2 protein-coding genes and 1 pseudogene are annotated in these 4,580 nt (G+C 50.0%); all 3 read left to right on the forward strand.

The genetic code is table 11. From position 1 onward, the window contains the following. Window positions 1–1,175: 1,175 nt before the first annotated feature. The 3 genes and pseudogenes from IQ254_RS29835 to IQ254_RS31935 all read left to right on the forward strand — a co-directional run bounded on the left by IQ254_RS29835 (window position 1,176) and on the right by IQ254_RS31935 (window position 4,204). Window positions 1,176–2,027 carry a DUF4344 domain-containing metallopeptidase gene (locus tag IQ254_RS29835; RefSeq protein WP_193969771.1) on the forward strand — a complete coding sequence of 284 codons (852 nt, stop codon included), beginning with the start codon at window positions 1,176–1,178 and terminating at the stop codon, window positions 2,025–2,027. Between the two features lie 27 nt (window positions 2,028–2,054). Continuing rightward, window positions 2,055–2,330, forward strand: a complete 276-nt coding sequence (locus IQ254_RS29840; protein WP_193969772.1) for a hypothetical protein — start codon at window positions 2,055–2,057, stop codon at window positions 2,328–2,330. Between the two features lie 419 nt (window positions 2,331–2,749). Further along, window positions 2,750–4,204, forward strand: a pseudogene (locus IQ254_RS31935) (IS1380 family transposase). Window positions 4,205–4,580: the final 376 nt, after the last annotated feature.

The following is a 4,580-nucleotide window of genomic DNA, read 5'->3' on the forward strand; positions in this document are numbered from 1 at the left end:
GGGGGCGGGAGGGGGCAGACGCATAAACGCTAGAACCATTGGAACTAGCCTGAAACTCTAGCATCTTTAGGCTCCCTTGAGAATGAAATGGCCCTGCAGGTCAACCCCTCTCCTGCTGTTGAGAACCTTTGCAACTGCTGACCCAGGCGAACGTGACAGGTCAACCCCTCTCCTGCTGTTGAGAACCTTTGCAACTGCTGACCCAAACGAATATGCCACTGCATAGGCACTCAAATAATAGTGATGCCTTAACTATTACACAGTAATCTATCCAATTTGAATATTGCCCGATCGGACAAGCCCAAGCGGTCGATGCCCAGTCATGAATGTCCAGCCATACTAAAACCAGCACCAACCTGCAACCCTTGCGCTTTTCAAACTGTTGCAGAGAGCAACTCGGTTTTTGATGGAAATTTGATTGAAACCGATTGAAAACCTATGCAAAGCTCAAACCTTCCCTCACCCTTCGATCGACCTTCAATCCAAGGAGTTCTGATATGGCGAATCACGCCAAAGCAGGAGTACATTCACTTGTAGCGGCTGGCCTTTTCTTTCTTGCATGGATGGGAGCCGTTGTATGGACTGGTGGTAACCTTTCGAGTGGTGCCCTCATTGGCATCCTCGTGTCCTGCTTATTTGGCATTGGCTACTACCTGTTCATTTACCTCCTCCCGCAATGCTCAAAACGACCATAAATGCAGGAGAGAAATGTCAAACGATCGCTTCCGCTCTTCTCTTCAAAGCCTCATTGAAGGCAGAAAAATCTGCTTTCAAAATAGTGCAATTCATTTGTAGGATGGTAGCTGCCATCTCACCCGTAAAAGATTCAGTGTTCAAGAGTCGTGTTTGGTCAAATTCTTGTGTGTGTAGTTCAACTATGGGCATAACTTCCAAAATTTAACCATCGGCTGATCGGGTGAATTTCAATTGTCCGATCGGTTGGATAATTTCAACCGATCGGACAATTGAAGCAATGTTTTCTAGACTCGTAGTATAAGGACAAAGCATACAGCGTTTCCCATGCTGGTGAGGTACAAATCAAGATCTGAGATCGATATATAGCTAGTGATTCAGGGCTTTTGCTGTACCTCACCAGGCTGGAAAGGGCTATAGACTATTCCTCAGGCTAGCACTACCCGAACGTTAAAGTTTTCGCCATTTGCAGGAGATTTAGCGTGACAATCAAGTTAAAAAAAATAATCATTTGGATGCTGACTGGTGTATTGCTAACTCTGAGTTTCTCAATGGTCACTATTGCTCAACCAACCAGAGCGCACTCGCCCTTGTATTGGTTACATCGTGAAACACACTTAAAGCAGCAAACGACCTCTGCACCAGTCAGTTTACAAGTTACCTATGATCCAGCTCAGTCGCCACGCGCTCAAGAAATTCAAGGACTCATGGAGCGGACACAAACGCTAGAACGATTTGTGAATCCGATGAATCAAGTATTAGCACTTCCTGAACCCATAACGGTCCTGCAAGCTGAGTGTGGCACAGTCAACGCTTTTTATGCTTCAGAGGATCGTCAAATTGTTATGTGCTATGAACTGGTTGATTACTATCTTGGACTTTACAACACTCACGACGTTGGAGTTCCAACCGAAATTGCGACCGTTGGAGCGCTTTCGTTCGTATTGCTGCACGAATTAGGGCATGCCATCGTTGATATATCGAACACACCTGTATTGGGTCGAGAAGAAGATGCAGTCGATCAGTTTGCCACTATTATTATGTCTCGTACTGAGATTGGGCATATTGCTGCACAAGCCGCTGCTGGTTGGTTTTACTTGAAGTCGAGTGGACAAGATACAACAGCTATGCCCTATTGGGACGAACACTCATTCGATATGCAGCGTTTTTTTAACATCATGTGTTTGCTCTATGGTAGTTCTCCAGATTCCTATGTCGATCTGATGCAACAATTGAATATCCCAGATTACAGACTTGAACGTTGCTCAGGCGAATATGCACAAGCCTTGGACAATTGGATGCAAGTACTGCGACCCTACGTGCGCGACCTGTAGTAAAGCAATGTTTCAAGAGACTAACCCATGCGCTATACCATGCTTGCGCTACTGATTATCCTTCCAGGTGCTGCGGGAATTGCTATCTTTGGGCATTTTGCTCTCATAGACTGGAATGCATTACAAGAAACTTATCAATCTTACGAAGCCATTGCCCAAAGCTCATCCGATTTGTCCACTTTATTCAAAGTAGAAACCCAACAGAATATTCATCGCATTAATCTGTTTGCCGAAGGAGTGTGGACATTGCTCAGCGCAATCTTGGTAGCCATAGGAATTCATGGGATATTTACCAGCATTTGAGATGAAGATGCAATTGTCTATGATTTCGTTGCCAGTTACTGCAATTAGCAAAGGAGTTTACAGCCATTGTGTCTTTCATTTATCACTCAGTGCCAAAAAATTTGTCAGGGAAAATTTTATATCCGCTGAATCAGCTTAAGGTACACTTTCCAGAAGTTTACACCATCCATGCTAAGAAATATGTGGGACGAGAGCGTCTGATGCAGCGTCAAGTCTTTCCATTGAATTGTTTGTGGAATGATGTTCTACATTGTTCCACAGGTAATTGTTCAGGGGTTGATGAAACCCGAATATCTCACCAGGCTTTTGAACGGGAAGGCACGAAAGGCGTCAAAATACAGTCACCACAACCGTTTTGACGATTTTCTTCCATGCCTTCCCTAAAAACAGAGTGTACCGTAAGCCAGCCTGAGCATCCGATGACGTTTGGGAGTCTGGAGCGACGACCAATCGTGGCCGAGTTCAACGGTGGCGAGATCAGCTCGGACGCTGGACTGCTACTGATTCGCCAAATCGACCAGCACTATGGCTTCAGCGAGCAGATTGCGGCCTGTTTTACCGACCACCGAGCCCCGTCGCGGGTGGAGCACTCGCTTGAGGCGATGGTGGCACAGCGGCTGTATGGGCTGGTGCAAGGGTATGAAGACCTGAATGACCACGAGGTCTTACGGGCTGATAGGATGCTGGGCATCGCGGTGGGGAAACTGGAGCGACGTCATGGGGAGGGAGCGCCGCTAGCAGGCAAGAGCACGTTGAATCGCTTCGAGCAGAGCTATCGACGGGAGGACTCAGCGGCGGTGAATCCGCGCTATGTGAAGACCACCGTCGACCCGGTTGCCCTCGAAGCGGTGCTGTTGAGGCTATTTTTCGCCCAGCATTCGAGGCCGCCCAAACGCCTGATTCTCGACATGGATGTGACCGATGATCCGACCTATGGCGAGCAAGAGGGGGCGAGCTTTAACGGGTACTACCAGAGCACCTGCTACACGCCGTTGTACATCTTTTGTGGACGGCAGTTGCTCGTGGCCCGCTTACGGCCCGCCAATGTCGACCCGGCAGCAGGCGCCTTAGACGAACTGCAACGGATCATTCCGGCGATTCAAGCCCAGTGACCTGAGGCCAAGATTCTGGTGCGGGGCGACAGTGCCTACAGCCGAGACGACATCATGACCTGGTGCGAAGCGACCCCTAACGTCGACTACGTGTTTGCCCAGGGCAGCAATGCGGTGTTGGGGCGGTTGAGCCACCGTTGGGCGGAGCGCGCCAACACCCAGTATCAGCAGCGCCGTCAACAGGCCAGTGAGACCTTGAGCGCCCACCTGTCGCCCGATGGCCCGAGTGCTGAAGACCTCAATGTGCTGGTACCAGAGGCTATCGTCTATGGCGGCTTTGCCTATCAAACCCAGGAGAGTTGGTCACGCTCCCGGCCGGTCATCTGTAAGGTAACGGCTGGGGCTAAGGGCGTTCGTCACCACTTTGTCGTCATCTCGCTGAGCCCTAGGCAAGCCAGTTCTCAGCGGCTCCACGCTGACTACTATTGCCCTCGCGGCGAGATGGAGAATCGTCTCAAAGAACAGCAGCTCGATTTATTCAGTGACCGCACCTCCAACCACTATTTTGACGATAACCAACTGCGCCTGTGGTTCTCAGCCTTCGCCTACGGCCTACTCAATGCCCTCCGGCAACAAGCGTTACAGCACACGGAGTTAGCCAATGCTCGGGTCGGTACGATTCGCACCCAGCTCTTAAAGGTCGGTGCCCTCATTCGGTTCAGTGTTCGCCGTATTCACATCGCCATGCATTCCACCTGCCCCTACCGTCCCCTTTTTCAGCAGGTCTACCAACGGCTCAGGGCGTTGCCCAATACGGCCTAGGTCGCCTCTGAGGTGGCCGCTAACACCGTTCAATCTTTTGGACTGCGTCGTGACAGTCCAGGCTTTAGCCTGCCTATCGGAGCGCTTAACGTTCCCGGAGCAAAGCATTAGAGACCTATAAAGCCACGATTACCGGTTGGGAGACGAGATTTCGCCTTCGCTCATCTAGCCCCATCGGGTTAGACGCAATCTCTGCCTCATTTAAGCGCCTGAATCACGGCTGGTGAGAAATTCGGGTTAACCCCCTGACTGGACAGTGGGAAGTTCTCTGTCCAGTGACGAGCCGCCAAGAAAAACGGACATGGGTTAAGTCAAACGACCCGTCATGCCCGAAACTGGCTGATATAGAACGTTTCAGCCAGCAATATTATGGAGC

The organism is Nodosilinea sp. LEGE 07088, from assembly GCF_015207395.1.
In the GTDB taxonomy this organism is placed as follows: Bacteria; Cyanobacteriota; Cyanobacteriia; order Phormidesmidales; family Phormidesmidaceae; genus Nodosilinea.